We start from the raw sequence: 15,496 nt of genomic DNA, 5'->3' as shown, positions 1-15,496 counted from the left end.
CGGAACGTACCGGCCGATCACCTGGGATCAGGTGAGTTCGGCCAGGCGGTCCAATCGGCGCAGGGTTTCGGCTTCGGGTTCGGTGGGCAGGTTGAACAGCACCTCGTCCACCCCGGCGGCCGCCAGTTCGGCGACGACGTCCGGCTTGGGCGGGACACCGAACATCGTGACCGGTACCGGGCGGTCCGCGCGCCGGCGCAGCTCGGTGATCTGATCTTGAAGGTCGTCGGTGTCGCGGCCGTAGATGGGCATCCAGCCGTCGCCGAAATCCAGGACGCGGTCGAATGTGGTCGGGCCGGAGCCGCCGACCAGCACCGGCGGATGGGGTGTGCGGACCGGTTTCGGGTAGGAGAACACCGGGTCGAAATCGACGAACTCGCCGTGGAACTCCGCCTCGTCCTGGGTCCAGAGAGCCTTGATCGCCAGGACTCGTTCGCGCAGTAACCGCATCCGGGTTTTCGGGTCGGTGCCGTGGTTGCGCATCTCCTCACGATTCCAGCCGGCGCCCACACCGAGGACGGCCCGCCCGTTCGATACCCGGTCGAGGGTGGCGACCTCCTTGGCCAGGTGGATCGGGTCGCGTTGGATAACGAGCGCGATGCCGGTGCCGACCCGAAGCCGCTCGGTGACCGCCGCGGCCGCGGCCAGCGCGACGAACGGGTCGAAGGTCCGGTAGTAGTGGCGTGGCAGTTCGCTGCCACCCGGCCACGGGGATATCCGCGCTACCGGGATATGCGAATGCTCGGCCAGGAAAAGCGAACCCAGTCCGCGTTCCTCCAGCGCCCGGCCGAGCGCGGCCGGGCCGATCCCGTCATCGGTCACGAAGGTCGAAACCCCGAATTCCACGACCACTCCTCTGTCGATCCGCAGACGCGCCACTTCGGCGTCGGCCCGGACAATCGACAATAGAGTCCCTCGATCGCCCCGCCACCCACCGGGTTCTCCGTGGGCTGTCCCGGTCCGTGAGCGACCGCGACGACCTCACCTCTCGGCGGCTTCCCGGGTGCTCGGGTTCGCCGGCGGCACGTCGAGTGGGAAGTGGCAGGCGGCGAAATGGCCCGGGCGGATCTCCCGGATCTCGGGCTCCTCCGCCGCACATCGCTGTTGCGCGGCGGTGCAGCGGGTCCGGAACCGGCAACCGCTGGGCGGGTTCAGCGGGGAGGGGAGGTCTCCGCTGAGTACCGTGTCGGCCACCGGCACCGTGGGGTCGGGTTCCGGGATCGACCGGATGAGTGCCCGGGTGTAGGGGTGGACCGGCGCCGCGAACAGGTCATCGGAGGCGGCGACCTCACAGATCTTGCCCAGGTACATGACCACGACCCGATCGCTCACATTCTTCACGACCGCCAGATCGTGCGCGATGAAAAGCAGGGTGAGCTGATATCGCTTCTTCATATCCTCGAGCAGATTGATGATCTGGGCCTGCACGGACACATCGAGCGCCGATACCGGCTCATCGCAGATCACCACCTCCGGATCCACGACCATCGCCCGCGCGATAGAGATCCGCTGGCATTGCCCGCCGGAGAATTCGTGCGGCCGGCGGCCGGGCGCCGTGTCCGGGTCTAGGCCGACCCGTTCGATCATGGCGCGGCAGCGTTTCTCGATATCGGCTGTGCTCGAGCCGCCCTGGATACGCAGGCCCTCCGCGACGATATCGACGACCTTGCGCAGCGGGTTCAGCGACGAGATCGGGTCCTGGAAGATCATCTGGAGGTTGCGCCGATGACGCCGCAGGGCGGCGCCGCCGGTGCCCACCAGTTCGGTCCCGTCGAGGCGGACCGATCCCGAGGTCGGGGGCGGCAACTGCATGATCGCCTTGGCCACACTCGATTTGCCACAGCCGGACTCGCCGACGAGGCCGATCGTTTCACCACGGCGCGCGTCCAGGCTCACATCCGAGACCGCGTGCACCCGCTCGTTGCCCGTGCCCGGGTATTCCACCGTGAGATTCCGGACGCTCAGCACCACGTCCTGGTCGTCACGGAGGTGGGCGGTTCCGCTCCCGGCCATCAGTTCATCCTCTCGGAGTCGACCGGGACACCGGCCGCGGAGCGTCCCGCCGCGGCATTGGTCTCTCGTGCCGTGTCGCCGGCCGCCGTGCCCAGCGGGTAGAAGCAGGCCGCCGTATGTTCCGGCGAGCCGGGTGCGGCCGCGAGAACCGGTGTCTCACGCAGGCATCGGGGCTGCGCGGCCGGGCAGCGCGCGGCGAAACCACATCCGGGCGGCGGGTCGATGATCATCGGCGGACGGCCCGGTATGGAGGGCAGGTGGGTGTGGCTCGGGTGGGCCAGCCGCGGGATGGCATCGATCAGCGCCCTGGTGTACGGATGCCGCATCTGCGCGAACAACTGGCGGGCCGGGGCCTTCTCGACGATCCGGCCCGCGTACATCACCGCGATCGAATCGGCTCGGCCGGCCACGACGCCGAGGTCGTGGGTGATCAGGATCATGCCCATATTCGATTCGGCCTGCAGGTCGCGCAGCAGGTTGAGTATTTGCTGCTGCACCGTGACATCGAGAGCGGTCGTCGGTTCGTCGGCGATCAGCAGCCGGGGTTTACACGCGATCGCCAGGGCGATGGTGACGCGCTGGCGCATCCCGCCCGACAGGTTGTGCGGGTACTGGCGGAAACGCGTCGCCGGTTCCGGGATGCCGACCTGTTCCAGTAACCGGATCGTTTCCGCCTTCGCTTGTCTCCGGTCGAGGCCGAGGTGGTAGCGCAGGGTTTCCGAGATCTGCTCGCCGATGGTCATCACCGGTGTCAGCGAGGTCATCGGGTCCTGGAACACCATGGCCAGCTCGACACCCCAGAGATGTTTTTTCTTCGACGGCGCGGTCGCCAGGTCCATTCCGTCGAGCCGCATCCGGCTGCCCGGCCGGAGCTGCGCGGAGGGCGGCAGGATATGCATGATCGCCCGGGAGAGAACGGATTTCCCCGAACCGGATTCACCGACGATGCCGAGGGTCCGGCCGGCCGCCAGCTCGAGATCGACACCGTCGACCGCCCGGACGAAGCCCCGCGGGGTATCGAACCAGACCCGGAGGTCGCTCACCTCGAGTAGCGAGGCGGGTGCGGCCGGCGCCTGGGCCTCGACAGCTGTCTCGTCCACCGAAGTGCCGCTCTTGCTCGTCACAGCGACGACTCCCTCCCGATCCGGCCCCGTACCCAGTCGCCGAGTCTGTTGAATGCGAACACGGTGAGGAAGAAGAACAGCGACGGAACGAGCACCAGATGCGCGCTCTCCGGCAGGGATTCGCGGCCGTCCGCGAGCATCCCACCCCAACTGGGTGTAGGCGGCGGGACGCCGAGTCCGAGGAAGCTCAGGCTGCCCTCCGCGACCACCAGGGTGGCCATCACGACGAGCGCGAGCGACATCACCGGGAGCATGACGTTCGCGAGCAGCTCCCGGGTCAGTATCCGCCACGGCCCGGCGCCGAGCGCCTTCGCCGCGGTGACGAATTCCCGGTCGGCGAACGCGATCGTATTGGCCCGCGCCACCCGGGCGAAATTCGGAATTCCCAGCGCGGCCAGGCCGATCACCAGCGTCGGCAGGCCGGGTCCGAGCGCGGCGACGAGCGCGATGAGGAAGATCAGCGCCGGAAACGACAGCAGGAAGTTGACGAACAACGAGAGCACCCGGTCGGCGCCGCCACGAAAGTATCCGGCCAGCATACCGATCGCCACGCCGACCACGAGGGCGACGGCCGTACCACCGATCGCCACGGTCATCGATACTCGCGCGCCGTACAAGCACCTCGACAGGACGTCGCGTCCCAGGGTATCGGTGCCCAGCAGATGGCCCCTGACGCCGGGCCCGACGGAGAAGTCGTCGGTGATCTCGTTCGGATCGGGTAGGGGCAACAGGGCAGCCGTCGCCGCGGCCAGCACCACCAGACCGATCCATACCGCCCCGAGCAGTGCGCCGTAATCGCGGCGCCGATGGCGAGCGCGCCTGCTCCCGGCCGGGGCCGGCTCGGCGTCGGCCTGCTCCGGCGGGATCGGACCCTCGCTCTTGCCGAGCATCTCGGTCATGCCTTCCCCACTTTCCGGACCCGCGGATCGAGCCAGGGGTACGCCAGGTCGACGCCGGTGTTGACGAGCAGATAGAACACGGCGCTGAGCAGCACGATCGCCTGTACCACGAGGAAGTCGCGGGACAGGATCGAGTTGACCACCAGCGATCCCATACCCGGCAGGGAGAAGATCAATTCGACGATGACCGTCCCGCCGATGAGCCGGCCCATCACCACTCCGGAGACCGTGACGAGCGAGAACGACGACTGCCGGAGCGAGTGCCGGACGAGGATGCGCCAGGTGGGCAGTCCCCGCGCCCGCGCCGACAGCACATGGTCCTGCTGCAGGGTGGCGACCATATCGCCGCGGAGCAGCCGGGTGAACAGGACACATTCACCCGCCGCCAAGGTGACCACCGGCAGGATCAGGTAGAGGATGTGCTGGGCGGGATCCTCGGCGAACGGGACCCAGCCCAGGATCGGCAGCACTTCCAGGTGGACACCGAACAGGTAGACCAGCAGGATGCCGAGCACGAAGGACGGCACGGCCAGCGTCGCCGAGGTCACCGCTGTCGCGGCGCGATCGAACAGCCCGCCCTGGCGGTAGGCCGACCAGACGCCCACCGGGATCGATACGGCCAGCGCGACCAGCAGCGACACCACAGCCAGTTCCAGGGAGACCGGCACGCGTTCGGCGATGACCTCCAGCACCGGGGTCCGGGAGGCGAACGATTCACCGAAGTCGCCCCGCAGGATTCCACCCATCCAGGAGAGGTACCGGTCGAGCAGCGGATCGTTCAGGCCGTAGGCCTCGCGCGCGGCCGCGCGCACCTCCTCGGTGGATCCCGGCGGGACCAGGCTGTCGACCGGGTCACCCGGGATCAGGTCCAGCAGGAGGAAGACCGCCACACTGACCAGCCAGGCGAGCAGCACGAGATTGCCCAGCTGGACGAGATTTCGCCGGATCAGCGCACTCAGCACTGTCGATCACCTCCCGCTGTTCCCGGCCGGAGCCGGCGGTCCGCGCCGTCCATCACCTACCGGCCCTTCCAGGCCCGATCGATGATCACCCCGGCCAGCGAGGACACACCGATGACCGTCAGGCCCTGGACGTCGTTCCCGGTGTAGATGTATCCGTTCGGATACCGCCAGATCCGCAGCGGCGCATCCGCGGATATCGCGCTGTTGATCGTGGTGTAGGCCTGCTCGACCCGGGCCGGATCGTTCGAGGTACGGGACGTCTCCAGTGCCGCGTCCACCGCGGGGTTCGAGTACCGGGTGATGTTGTTCTTCCCGCTGGTGTGGAACGTGTCGTAGAGGGCGTCCATCTGCTGCGAGAGCGTGGACCCGAGGACGAGTTCGAAGTCCCCGGCGCGCCGCATACCCTCGAGTACGCCGAAGTCGATCGGCTCGATGGTGATCGTCAGCCCGTCGAGCTGCTGCAACTGTGACTGCAGCAGCTGCGCCGCCAGCGCCATTTCGTTGAGACCCGCATGCGTTTTGAGGGTGAGGGTCAGGCTCGTCTTACCGGCCCGCTTCAGATAGGCGTCGAATATCTTCTGCGCCGCGGCCACATCGGTGGCCGGGTAGCGGGCATTGTCGTCCCGGTAGGGACTGTCGGGCCGCAGAAAGCCGTCGGCCGGTTCCTCGCCCGGATAGAGCGCGCTGTTGATCTGCGCCGGGTCGAGAGTCTGCTGGAGGGCCAGCCGGAGTTCGGGATCCTTCAGGTCGGGGTGCCGGAAGTTGAAATTCAAGCCGGTACCGCCGACGAGCGGCACCGTGTGCACCGTGAAGCCCTGTGCCTCCGCCCGCTCGGCATGTTTGGACTGGGTGGACCACGCGATATCGATCTCGCCGGCGCGCAGGGCATTGATCCGCTGGTCGTCCGCTTTGATGACCTTGATGACGAAGCTGTCCAGATATGGCAGTCCGGCTTCCCAATAGCCGGGGTTGCGGACGTACCGGGCCTCCGATTCGCGAACCCAGCGGTCCAGCAGGAACGGGCCCGCACCGACCGGCGCCTTGCCGTATTCGGCACCCATCCGTTGCATGGCCGTCGGTGAGCCGATCATGCCGAGCCCCTGGGTCAGTGCCCAGGGCAGCTGGAAGTTTGCCGTCGCGGAGGTCACCTGCAGGGTGAGCGGATCGAGCACGGTCCAGGTGAGCGGCGCGGCGAGCTGCGTGGCGGTCGAGAGCGTCGCGGGGTCCTTGATCCGTGCCCAGTTGTGGGCCACCGCCTCGGCGTTGTAATCGGTTCCGTCACTGAACTTCACACCGGGGCGCAGTTTCAGGGTCCAGGTGATGCCGTCCGCGGATTCGAAGGATTCGGCCATCGCCGGGACGATCTTGTCCTGACCGGCGTCGTAACGCAGCAGCGTCCCGAAGAGGGGGGCGCAGCGATCGTAGAGGTAGGGACACCATGCCGGATCCAGTGTCTGGGCTTCGACATTCACGGCCATCACCAGCTCGCCGCCGCGCACCGGTTCCCCCGCCGCGCCGCCACCCACTGTCGAGACGCCACCGCAGCCCGCGAGGACCATTGCCAGCACCGCCACCGGGATCAGCGAGCGCCATCCTCGCCACCATTTCGTCGCCACCACTGCTCCTGTCCTCGGCTTCCGGCCGGGTCGATCGCTGATTCGGCCGGAGACGCGCGGTATCGCGCAGGCATCGACCACTGCCGGATTCAAGGCGCGGCCGTTGGATGCCGGGTGTCGCCGAGCCGGTGCAGCCGCTGCCGTCCGGGTATCCGCGTCGTGAACTTGTGACGCAGAACACCTTTCGCAAATCAGTCAATCACCGCGGTTCCAAATATTCAAGTATTGCTATCCTTACAATGATGGAGATATGATCCGCGTCACAGCGCGAGACGAGGAGTGCAGTGAATCGCGAACTTTCCTTCGGCTACCTCTACGACTTCCGCAACCCACCGGCCTGGCACCGGCCGTGGAGCGATCTCTACGAAGAGACCCTGGATGTCGTCGCGTGGACGGAGACAGCCGGTTTCACCGGTGCCTGGGTGCCCGAGCATCACCAGGCGGCCGACGGATACCAGCCGGCCCCGAATATCGTGCTGGGGGCGATCGCGGCGCGGACGAAGACGCTGCGCCTCGGATCCGCGGTCGCACTCGCACCGCTCTACCACCCGGTCCGCTTCGCCGAGGAGTGCGCCGTGCTGGACATCCTCTCCGGCGGCCGCGCCGAGATGGCGCTGGCAATCGGGTACCGGCGCCGCGAATACGCCGCATACGGTCTCGAATTCGGCGACCGCGGCCGGCGCTTCGACGAGTTCCTCGATATCGTCCGCGCCCTCTGGGCCGGCGAAACGGTCACCTATCGGGGTCGCCATTTCACGGTCGAGAACGCCACGATCGCACCACCCGCGCCACGCGCCCGCATACCGCTGTACATCGGCGGTTTCGCCGACCGGGCACTGGACCGCGTGGCGAAACACGCCGACGGCTATTTCGGCAACGAAGAGTTCTGCGACCTGTTCGCACAAAAACTCCGGGACCGGGGAAAGAACCCCGGCGACGCCGGAATTCGCATCCAGGGCCTGTTCTTCGCCGTCGCCGCGGATCCCGAGAAGGCGATGGAAGAACTGGCTCCGTACTACCACTACGTCAACAACAGCTACGGAGTCTGGCTGGATGAAGACAAGGCGATCGGCATCGATGATCCGATGCTGAAGCCCATGGATCTCGAACAGTTCAAGAAGAGCGGGATTCTTCAGATCGCGACGCCCGACGAGGCGATCGCGAAGTTCGAGAACATGCGGAACCGCACGGGTGTCGAACATTTCATGATGATGAAACCGGCCGGGCTGCCCGCCGAACGGTTCCAGGAGTACGCGCAATTCTTCGCCGATACGGTGATTCCGGCCTTCCGGTAGCCCCGCCGCACCGGGTCGGCTTCGGCTGCGCGGTCCCGCCGCTCACACCGGCGGTCAGTGCGGTTCGGGGCTGTCGAAATAAGCCGCGGTCAGCTTCTCCCGGTCGGTGAGCAGATGTTCGGCGGCGCCGGACAGCACCACCCGGCCCTGGTTCAGCACGAGCGCGCGGTCGGAGACCGCCAGCGCGAGTTCGACGTGCTGTTCCACCAGCAGGACCGCGATACCTTCCGCCCGGGCCATCTCGCGGATCGCGGGCAGCATCTCCTGGACGACCATCGGGGCCAGGCCCAGGCTCATCTCGTCGACCATGAGGACCTTCGGACGCGCCACCAGCGCGGCGGCGATGGCCAGCATCTGTTGTTCGCCGCCGGACAGGAGCCCGGCCTTTCGCGTGCGTAGACCTTCCAGCGCGGGGAACCGGGCGAGCACCGCCTTCTCCCGGGCCGGATCGGATGTGGGAGCCGCGAGACGAAGGTGTTCCTGGACGGTCAGCGGGGCGAAGAGCCCGCGATCGTCGGGGACGAGACGCATGCCACGCCGGGCCGTCCGGTACGGCCGCCGGTGATCGACCGGGGCGCCGAGTATCGCTGCGCGACCGCCCATGAGGGGCAGCAGTCCGGCGAGCGCGAGCAAGGTGGTGGTTTTGCCGGCGCCGTTCGGGCCCAGCAGCGTCAGCACCTCACCGGCGGCGACAGCGAGATCCACGCCCTGGACCGCGGGTATTCCGTTGTGGCCGGCCACGAGTTCATCGGCCACCAGCACCGCCTCAGACATCTGCTTGCTCCATCGGCGCTCCGAGGTAGGCGGCGATCACGGCCGGATCCACCCGGGCCTCGGCCGGTGTGCCCGTGAAGATGATGCGGCCGAACTCCATGACGTAGATCCGGTCGCATACGCCGAGCACCAGTGAGATGTCGTGGTCGATCAGCAGCACCCCCGCGCCACGGTCGGCGACGCCGCGGATCCGTTCGGCGAAATCGGTGGTCTCCTGGCTGTCGAGACCGGCGGCAGGTTCGTCCAGCAGCAGGATCCGGCAGTTCCCGACGAGGGCCCGCGCGACACCGGCCAGTTTCTGCCGACCCAGCGTCAGGTCGCGGGCCGGGGTGGCGCCGGCGTCGTCGAGGCCGACCGCGCGCAATGCCTCGGTGACAGCGGGGTCGACCCGGTTGCGGCGCCGGCCGAAGAGATCCGTGAGGACAGCCGAGAATCCGCCGGGACGGAGTGCGGCCGTGACGTTTTCGGCAACGCTCAGGTTCCCGAACAGCTCACCCGATTGCCAGGTCCGGGCGAGGCCGGCTCGGCGCCGCCGGTGGGGTGCGAGGTGCGTGATATCGGCACCGTCGAGCGTCACCGCACCGTCGGATGCGGTGAAGCCCGTGATCGCATCGACGAACGAGGTCTTACCGGCGCCGTTGGGCCCGATGAGCCCCACGATCTCCCCGGGTTTCACCGAGAGCGAGACGGCTTCGTTCGCCACCACTCCCCCGTATCGGACGGTCAAGTTCTCGGTCGACAGTCCTTCCGATGTCCGGTCGGTCATGCCTGCCCCACCGCCTCTCGCGTACTTTCCGCGGGCCGCGGGCCGGCCGTCGTTCGCTCCGGGATCCGACGGCGAGCCCGCAGTCGATCCGCGATCCGGCCGGCCTCGCCCGCCATCCCGACCGGGTTGACGATGGCGGTGACGATCAGCGCGATACCGGAGATCAGCGCGTAGTAGTCACCGAGTTCGAGCACCTCGTGCACCAGCACGTAGATGATCCCGAGTGGCCCGAGGACACCGGCGATCGCGGCTCCGCTGAAGGAGGTGATCCCACCGAGGTACGCGACCGCGAGCACCTGCAGGCCGACGAATACCGTGAACGATTCGGCGGACAGCTGGCCGGCGCTGTAGCCGATCAGGCAACCCGCCAGGCCGGCGATGAACGCCGAGAGACCGAACCCGAGAAGTTTCGTCCGCCGGACGTCGATACCCACGGACGCGGCGGCACGCTCGTTCGCCCGGACCGCGAGAAAGGTGCGGCCGGTGTCACCGGACGCGATCCGGATGAAGGCCCAGACCACGAACGCGGCAACGGCGAGCACCATCAGCGAGAACGGCAAGCGGGCGATTTCACTGCCTTCGCGGACACCGAGATTCAGCCCGAAGAGGGTCGGGTCGGCGATCGGATTACCCGAGGCCGGCGTCAAGCTGTAGTTGTTGAAGACGAAGCGCTCGATGGCCAGCGCGGCCGCGATGGTCACGATGGCGAGCTGAGCTCCGCGGATGCGGAACGCGGGCAACGCGACCAGCATTCCGAGGAACGCGGCGACCAGGGCGCTGAGGAGCACCGCGAGCACCATCGGCATATTCCAGTCGGTGGTGAGCTTCGACAGCGTGAACCCGGCCGCACCGGCGAACGCGGTCTGCGCCAGCGAGATCTGCCCGAGATAGCCGGTGATCACCACGTACGACAGGGCGAGCAGCATCAGGATCACGGAGTAGGTCAGGCCGAAACGGTAGGTACTCGAGGCCACCGCCAGCAGTACACCGAGCACCACGAGCACCAGCACCGCCGCAACCGGGCGGAATGCGGGAACTGTGACGTCCGGCAATTTGATCGTCTGCAGCGAGCCGCGGGACGGCAGCTTACTGCCGAATACCAGCAGGATCACGATGACGACCACGAACGGCACCACCTGGTCCAACCCCGACGCCGCCCATACCGGCCACCACTCCTTGCCGGTGAAGAGGTTCACCACGGACTGGAAGGCGCCGAGAACCAGTGCGGCGACCGCGACCACCCCGACCGATTCCATCCGGGCGACCAACAGCACCGCCAGGGCCGGCACGACGAGAAGCGTGTAGTTCAGCGGGTTGAGTCCGGTCAGGTTGGACCCGAGCATCACGCCGAGCGTGCCGACCAACGCGGCCCCGACCGTCGCGATCGCCGCCAGCTTGTCCGGCGAGAAACCGAACAGGGTGGCACCGCGCTCGTTCGCCGCCGCCGCGCGCGTCGCGGCACCCAGCCGGGTGAATCGGAAGTAGGCCCAGATCAGCACCGAGGTCGTCACCATGATCGCCGCCTTGAGTAACTCGGCCGAAGAAACCTGCGTGCCGAACAATTGCACGGATCCGGGTGGGATCAGCGCGTCGACGGGAATATTGTTCGGGCCGAACCGGATCACCACCAGCGCCTGCATCGTGAGCATCAGCGCCACGGAGACGACCACCTGTGCCAGCGCCGGAGCGTTGCGCACCGGCCGGAAAACCAGATAGTGCGTGATCAGTCCGAGCACGACGGCCGAGAGCAGTCCGATGGCCACGGCCACCCAGGTCGCCGGCGGCTCCGGGAATCGCACACTGCCGATCGGCAGGACCAGCGTCCCGTCCCGGCCGAGCTGCGCGAAAACATACGCGCCCCACATGGCGGTGGCGCCCTGCGCGAAATTGATGATGCCGGTCGACCGGTAGACCAGCAGCAGGCCGTTCGCCAGACCGATGTAGACGGCCCCGAGACCGAGGCCGAGCACTACGAACTGAAGATACGTATCCATCGGGATGCTCCGTTGCCGCCGGCGATCAGGATTGCGGCAACGCGGTCAGATCCAGGTCCACGTACCCTGCTTCGTTCACCGAGGTGAGGCTGCCGTCGTCCTGGACTTCGAAGAAGATCGCCTGGGCGTTGCAGGTGGTCTCGACGCCGGGCCACTGTTTGCCGTCGCAGGTCACGGTGGGTCCCGCGAACGATTCGAAGCCCGTGACCTTCTTGAAGGCCTCGGTCACCGACTGGGCCGTGACCTCTCCCTCCCCGGCCGCGTTCAGGACGTTCGCGATATTGACGAGAGCGGCGAAGGTGTACAGCGAGCGCGACGAGGTTTCGTCACCGTGACCGACCGCCTCCATGGACTTCTCGAAAATATCCAGTTGCTCCTGAATTTTCGGCGGCGCCGAAGCCTTCGCGAGGGGCACCCACAAACGGGGCTGGGTCACGATACCGGCACCTTGCGCGCCCATCTGGTCGATGAACTGGGAGCACGAGCCCGCCAGGATCGTGCCGGCGAAGCCCTGCCGCCGCAACGCCGTGAACAGCGCCGTGCAGGCGTCCTCGGGCAGCGCGATCACCCCGGCGACGTCCGGTTTGTCGGCGATCTGGGTGGCGGCGATGACATTCAGGTTCGCGCCCGCCGCGGGCGGGTACTGCACCTTGATATCGATGCCCAGGTTCTGCGCGATGGGCCGGATGAGGTCGTCGACGTAGGCATGACTGGTCGGCGATTCGTTGACCGCAAGCGACGCCGATTTCTTACCCATCGAATCGAACAGCGTCATACTGCTCAGCGAGGCGAACGATACCGGGCCGGTGAAGTAGAAGGCCTTACCGTAGCCGGCTTTGTCGGCCACGAAGGATCCCGCCAGCGTGCCGATGATCGGAATATTCGCCGACCCGAGAATAGGTACGGCAGCTCCCATGCTCTGGTCCACCGCGTCGATGACCAGCGGAACCTTCTCGGAGACGAAGCCGTTCGCGCAATTGATCGAGGTCTCCGGGCTGCCGTCGCCGCTGCACACATCCACCTCGATGGGGCGGCCGTGGATTCCGCCCAGCACCTCGTTGATGTAGTACTCGGCCGCTTCGATCCCGAAACCGCTCTGCGGATACGCGGTGGCGCCCTTCAGCGGCGCCTGCGCGCCGACGACGATGGGCGCACCGGTGGCCTTGGTCCCGCTGAGTTCGGTCCCCCCGCCGGAACCACCACATGCCGAAAGCACCAGCGCCGCCGCGAATGCCACCGCGCCCATCGGAAAGATTCTCTTCACGTCTGCCATCCATCATCGACATTGCCGCGTTTCCGATTCCGGGGAGTTGCCCAGTGCCTGGACATGGTTGCCGGTCGTAGTCGGCCGGCCGACACACCGAACCGGCAGCCGACCGCGGATTCCGGGAACGACAGCGGAAATACCTGGCTGACAAGCCTTCCCGGCCAGCCGGCCCGGCTTTCAGCGTGATCGACATTACATCAATCCTATTAAGGATAACAAGGTTTGCTGCCCGGATTCTGGGCAAACCGGACGCCGGTTGTTGATACGATGGCACCGGTCCAGGACATGGAACCGAGTTGCTGTACGCGCAGTGCAAGGGGGACGGTTGCCGTGCTCGACAACCCACCGGGGCATCGATCATCGCCGGAAGATTTACGCCGGAGTACCGGGCCACTCCCGGCAGCGGGGCCTCGCGAGATTCCGCGGGCCGTGCTGACAGCGGTGTACCTCATGCTCGCGGGGGCTCTGGTCACCCTCCTCGGTGCGGCGCTCGGCTTCTTCGACAGCGAGACCACCGGGGACGACACAATCCTGGTCAACTGGGTGGTGACGTCGATCTTCCAGGCCGGGTTGTGGATCTGGATGGCGTTGGCCAATCAGGCGGGAAGGAACTGGGCGCGGATCACCGGGACGGCCTTCTTCGGGACCTACGCACTGCTTTCTGTCATCGGCCTCGTTCTGATCGCCGTATTCGACATACCCGTTTCGGTTGTGGGCATGGTGGTCAGCGTCGTCACCCTCGGCATCGGTCTGGGCGCGGTCATCGCACTGTGGCACCCGAACTCCACGCGACACTTCGCTCCGGGTCCGCCGGCGGACGGCCGGATATATCTGTTGCATCCGCCGCAGTCGTGATCCGACCCGCGCCGCGTCACCGGGTGGGCGCCTCTACGTGACCGCCTGAGCCGGTCGTCGGCCTTCGATTCTCCATGGCGGCCCGAGCGCGATCGGAATCCGGGCTCCGATTCGGGCGCGGGAGGCAACCCCGGGAGGACGTCCGCGCCACGCCGTGGCGGCGCAGGCGGCCGGATCGCTGCGCGGGAATTTTTCGGTGCGGTGACGGTTTCCTGCATCGTCGGCTGCGCGCCGATACCTACCGCAGATACCGCACCGATATCGCCGGCAGATCGGAAGGCAGAGAATGAAATTCGCCGTCAGCTACAGCACCGCCCACCTGGGCGCCGATCCGGATCGGATCGCGGACTACGCGCGACATGCCGAAGCATGCGGATTCGAGGGGCTGTACCTGCCCGAGCACCTGGTGCTGTATCCGGGAGCCCAGCTGCACGGGATCGACGTACCGACCACGCTGCCGTTCCTCGACCCGCTCGACACCCTCGCCTATGTCGCGGCGGCCACCGATCGGCTCCTGCTGGGCACCGGTGTCCTGCTCCTTCCCTACCGGAACCCCGTCGTGCTGGCCAAGCAGCTCGCGACCATCGACGTCTTGTCCAAGGGACGGATGCGCCTGCTGACCGTGGGTCTGGGCGCTCTTCCGGCCGAGGCCGCGGCCACCGGCGTCGACTTCCGCACCCGGGGCCGCCGGGCCGATGAGGCCATCGACATCCTGCGGCTGCTGTGGTCCGGCGGCGCGGACGGCGTGTCCTTCCACGGCGAATTCTTCGACTTCGACAACCTCGTGCAGTTCCCGAAGCCCCACGGTGACACCACTCTTCCCATCCATATCGGCGGTTCGAGCCGCGCCGCCGCACTCCGCACCGGACGGCGTGGCGACGGATACTTCGCCGGTGGAGCCCTGCTCCCGGACGAACGCGCATCCCAGTGGGAGCTGGCCCGCACGACCGCCACCGAAGCCGGACGGGACCCGGACCGCCTCGAGTACACCCGCTGGAGCGGATTCGATATGACCGACGAGCGACTCGCGGCATTCACCGCGCAGGGTATCGACCGGGTCGTCATGAGCGCGGGTTCGGCCGACCCGCACGAACAGCGCGACGAATTGTCGCAATTCGCCGAGCGCTTCCTCACGTCTGCGTAGTGCGGCCGCCGCGGGTGGAACGCCGGGGCCGCCGTTGCGGTGATTTCCGAGCGTTGTTAGATTCCGCCTTGTACACGTTCTCAGGGCGGGGTGGAATTCCCCACCGGCGGTAATGGCATCCGGGCCGGTCCGGACGCACGAGCCCGCGAGCGCCACCGTCCCGTTCCGGAGGGTGGGTCGAGCAGATCCCGGTGCGATCCCGGAGCCGACGGTCACAGTCCGGATGAAAGAGAACGCGGCATCGGAGTGCCCGGCATGGGCCCTCTTGCTCGCGTTGCCATGCCCTGGGTGACATAGCGAACAGGAGAAAATATGTCGCCCACCTCGAACCGCATCGCTCTGGTCGCCGCGCGCTGGCACGCCGATATCGTCGATCGAGCGGTGGTGTCCTGCCGCAGCAGGCTCGCCGAGCACGGATTCACCGAGGTCGAGGTGATCGAAGTACCCGGCGCCTTCGAGATCCCGCTGCGTATCAAACGACTGGCCGCCACCGGCCGGTATGCCGCCCTCGCCGGCTGCGCCCTGGTGGTCGACGGTGGTATCTACCGGCACGACTTCGTGGCGTCGGCGGTGGTGGATGCGCTCATGCGGATCCAGCTCGATACCGATGTACCGGTGTTCTCGGCGGTCCTCACCCCGCACCACTTCCACGAACACGGCGAGCATCTCACGTATTTCACCCGCCATTTCGAGGTGAAGGGCGCAGAGCTGGCCGATGCCATAGCGACCACAGTGCAGCTGGACACCGTGGTGTCGTGAACGAAACCCGGTGCCCGCAGGAGCGGGC

Annotated in this window: 14 protein-coding genes and 1 riboswitch; of the genes, 4 read left to right on the top strand and 10 right to left on the bottom strand. The window is 67.1% G+C overall.

The genetic code is table 11. The features are described 5' to 3' along the window. Positions 1-27: 27 nt before the first annotated feature. From ACIA75_RS31985 to ACIA75_RS31960, 6 genes are all read right to left on the bottom strand, one after another. Positions 28-846: an LLM class F420-dependent oxidoreductase gene (locus tag ACIA75_RS31985; RefSeq protein WP_397110760.1), complete on the bottom strand. Its 819-nt coding sequence runs from the start codon at positions 844-846 to the stop codon at positions 28-30. Positions 847-981: 135 nt separating this feature from the next. Beyond that, positions 982-2,013 (bottom strand): ABC transporter ATP-binding protein, encoded by a 1,032-nt coding sequence (locus ACIA75_RS31980; protein ID WP_397110758.1) that lies wholly within the window; start codon positions 2,011-2,013, stop codon positions 982-984. Then, positions 2,013-3,137 carry an ABC transporter ATP-binding protein gene (locus ACIA75_RS31975; protein ID WP_397110756.1) on the bottom strand — a complete coding sequence of 375 codons (1,125 nt, stop codon included), beginning with the start codon at positions 3,135-3,137 and terminating at the stop codon, positions 2,013-2,015. Before ACIA75_RS31975 ends, ACIA75_RS31980 begins: the two co-directional genes overlap by 1 nt. Further along, positions 3,134-4,036 (bottom strand): ABC transporter permease, encoded by a 903-nt coding sequence (locus tag ACIA75_RS31970; RefSeq protein WP_397110754.1) that lies wholly within the window; start codon positions 4,034-4,036, stop codon positions 3,134-3,136. The genes ACIA75_RS31975 and ACIA75_RS31970 overlap by 4 nt, the downstream gene beginning before the upstream one ends. Next, positions 4,033-4,998: an ABC transporter permease gene (locus ACIA75_RS31965; RefSeq protein WP_397110752.1), complete on the bottom strand. Its 966-nt coding sequence runs from the start codon at positions 4,996-4,998 to the stop codon at positions 4,033-4,035. The genes ACIA75_RS31970 and ACIA75_RS31965 overlap by 4 nt, the downstream gene beginning before the upstream one ends. A gap of 56 nt (positions 4,999-5,054) precedes the next feature. Continuing rightward, positions 5,055-6,614 (bottom strand): ABC transporter substrate-binding protein, encoded by a 1,560-nt coding sequence (locus ACIA75_RS31960; protein ID WP_397110750.1) that lies wholly within the window; start codon positions 6,612-6,614, stop codon positions 5,055-5,057. Between the two features lie 284 nt (positions 6,615-6,898). Here ACIA75_RS31960 and ACIA75_RS31955 point away from each other — a divergent pair, with 284 nt between their 5' ends. After that, positions 6,899-7,909, top strand: a complete 1,011-nt coding sequence (locus ACIA75_RS31955; protein WP_397110748.1) for an LLM class flavin-dependent oxidoreductase — start codon at positions 6,899-6,901, stop codon at positions 7,907-7,909. Positions 7,910-7,963: 54 nt separating this feature from the next. On the opposite strand, the gene ACIA75_RS31950 is transcribed toward ACIA75_RS31955, so the two are convergent. From ACIA75_RS31950 to ACIA75_RS31935, 4 genes are read right to left on the bottom strand one after another with little or no spacing between them, the layout of a single operon-like run. Beyond that, on the bottom strand, positions 7,964-8,683 hold the full coding sequence (locus ACIA75_RS31950) for an ABC transporter ATP-binding protein (protein WP_397110746.1): 720 nt from the start codon (positions 8,681-8,683) through the stop codon (positions 7,964-7,966). Next, the gene (locus tag ACIA75_RS31945; RefSeq protein WP_397110744.1) at positions 8,676-9,449 is read right to left on the bottom strand and encodes an ABC transporter ATP-binding protein; all 774 of its coding nucleotides are present in this window, start codon (positions 9,447-9,449) and stop codon (positions 8,676-8,678) included. Before ACIA75_RS31945 ends, ACIA75_RS31950 begins: the two co-directional genes overlap by 8 nt. Further along, positions 9,446-11,443: an ABC transporter permease gene (locus ACIA75_RS31940; RefSeq protein WP_397110741.1), complete on the bottom strand. Its 1,998-nt coding sequence runs from the start codon at positions 11,441-11,443 to the stop codon at positions 9,446-9,448. The genes ACIA75_RS31945 and ACIA75_RS31940 overlap by 4 nt, the downstream gene beginning before the upstream one ends. Before the next feature lie 25 nt (positions 11,444-11,468). Continuing rightward, on the bottom strand, positions 11,469-12,707 hold the full coding sequence (locus ACIA75_RS31935; protein ID WP_397110739.1) for an ABC transporter substrate-binding protein: 1,239 nt from the start codon (positions 12,705-12,707) through the stop codon (positions 11,469-11,471). 432 nt (positions 12,708-13,139) lie between these two features. On the opposite strand from ACIA75_RS31935, the gene ACIA75_RS31930 reads away from it, so the two are divergent. The 3 genes from ACIA75_RS31930 to ACIA75_RS31920 all read left to right on the top strand — a co-directional run bounded on the left by ACIA75_RS31930 (position 13,140) and on the right by ACIA75_RS31920 (position 15,468). After that, entirely contained in the window at positions 13,140-13,565 is a 426-nt protein-coding gene (locus ACIA75_RS31930) for a hypothetical protein (RefSeq protein WP_397110736.1), read from the top strand. Between the two features lie 286 nt (positions 13,566-13,851). Next, the gene (locus ACIA75_RS31925; protein WP_397110734.1) at positions 13,852-14,709 is read left to right on the top strand and encodes a TIGR03619 family F420-dependent LLM class oxidoreductase; all 858 of its coding nucleotides are present in this window, start codon (positions 13,852-13,854) and stop codon (positions 14,707-14,709) included. A 72-nt stretch (positions 14,710-14,781) separates the two neighbouring features. Continuing rightward, positions 14,782-14,948, top strand: a riboswitch (FMN riboswitch). Between the two features lie 73 nt (positions 14,949-15,021). Further along, complete coding sequence (locus ACIA75_RS31920) at positions 15,022-15,468, top strand: 6,7-dimethyl-8-ribityllumazine synthase (RefSeq protein ID WP_397110731.1); 447 nt, start codon at positions 15,022-15,024, stop codon at positions 15,466-15,468. Positions 15,469-15,496 lie beyond the last annotated feature (28 nt).

This window comes from Nocardia sp. NPDC051750 (genome assembly GCF_044453135.1).
Taxonomy (GTDB): domain Bacteria; phylum Actinomycetota; class Actinomycetes; order Mycobacteriales; family Mycobacteriaceae; genus Nocardia.
This window is presented reverse-complemented; position numbering and strand designations above follow the sequence as displayed.

What these genes read in the sequence shown, in the direction of transcription:
- ACIA75_RS31950 (WP_397110746.1), bottom strand. Translation starts at nt 8,683, where the DNA reads ATGTCTGAGGCGGTGCTGGTGGCCGATGAACTCGTGGCCGGCCACAAC.
- ACIA75_RS31940 (WP_397110741.1), bottom strand. Translation starts at nt 11,443, where the DNA reads ATGGATACGTATCTTCAGTTCGTAGTGCTCGGCCTCGGTCTCGGGGCC.
- ACIA75_RS31970 (WP_397110754.1), bottom strand. Translation starts at nt 4,036, where the DNA reads ATGACCGAGATGCTCGGCAAGAGCGAGGGTCCGATCCCGCCGGAGCAG.
- ACIA75_RS31945 (WP_397110744.1), bottom strand. Translation starts at nt 9,449, where the DNA reads ATGACCGACCGGACATCGGAAGGACTGTCGACCGAGAACTTGACCGTC.
- ACIA75_RS31980 (WP_397110758.1), bottom strand. Translation starts at nt 2,013, where the DNA reads ATGGCCGGGAGCGGAACCGCCCACCTCCGTGACGACCAGGACGTGGTG.
- ACIA75_RS31925 (WP_397110734.1), top strand. Translation starts at nt 13,852, where the DNA reads ATGAAATTCGCCGTCAGCTACAGCACCGCCCACCTGGGCGCCGATCCG.
- ACIA75_RS31920 (WP_397110731.1), top strand. Translation starts at nt 15,022, where the DNA reads ATGTCGCCCACCTCGAACCGCATCGCTCTGGTCGCCGCGCGCTGGCAC.